Source organism: Psychrobacter pasteurii, assembly GCF_900162815.1.
In the GTDB taxonomy this organism is placed as follows: domain Bacteria; phylum Pseudomonadota; class Gammaproteobacteria; order Pseudomonadales; family Moraxellaceae; genus Psychrobacter; species Psychrobacter pasteurii.
Genome location: NZ_FUGD01000023.1, coordinates 1 through 847, shown reverse-complemented (window position 1 = coordinate 847; position 847 = coordinate 1). Strand labels below are relative to the sequence as shown.

Annotated in this window: 1 protein-coding gene; it reads right to left on the bottom strand. The window is 40.6% G+C overall.

The features are described from left to right. Nucleotides 1-12: 12 nt before the first annotated feature. A protein-coding gene (locus A1232T_RS00265; RefSeq protein ID WP_143513922.1) for an IS5 family transposase occupies nt 13-764 on the bottom strand; the annotation gives its coding sequence in 2 pieces (ribosomal slippage) (nt 13-551 and nt 551-764; 753 coding nt in all). Nucleotides 765-847: the final 83 nt, after the last annotated feature.

Below are 847 nucleotides of genomic sequence, written 5' to 3'. Positions count from 1 at the left end.
TAGGGCGTGTCCTCAATTTAACTTACAGTGAATAATAGTACAAGCTAGGTAAAGCATAGATTTAAAATTGCGTGCTAGCTTTTCATAGCGTGTTGCTATACTGCGAAAATGCTTTAATCGAGCGAACATATTTTCAACTAGATGGCGTAATTTATAAAGGTAACTGTCAAACTCTGGGTTAGGTTGTTTCGTATTTTTTCTTCTAGGAATAACCGCTTTCATGCCATGTTCTATCGCTTTATCTCTGATTTTCTGCGAATCGTATCCTTTGTCAGCTATAAAATATTCTGCCTGTTCAATCACTTCTATTAGGTCGTTCGCAACTTGACTGTCGTGCACTTCACCCCCAGTGATTTTAAAATCGATCGGATTTCCATGCGCGTCCACACATAGGTGTATTTTTGTCGTGTTTCCGCCACGACTGAGTCCAATTGCTCGCTCTTCACCACGCCGAGCTCCACTTGCATGTTGATGACACCGTACATAACTTCCGTCAATGAATACCCACTCTTTATCAGTTTGTGTTCGTAGGTCAAAAAAAAATTCTGCCATAGCCCTTTTTTAGACCATCGATTAAAGCGGTTATAAGCTGTTTTCCATGGACCTAGTTCGGTAGGTATGTCTCGCCATGGAGCACCTGTTCTTAGTTTCCAAAGTATGGCTTCCATTACGGTGCGGTCATTCTTCCATTGATGGCAGCCGTGAGCCTTCATTGTTGTTTGTAGTTGTTCCCATATGTTGTCAGTTATTACTGTTCTCGCCATGGCTTGAGTTTCCCTATATTTTGTTGATATATAGGATTAAAATAAGGCTTTATCTGTATTTTTCAAATTAGGGACACGCCCTA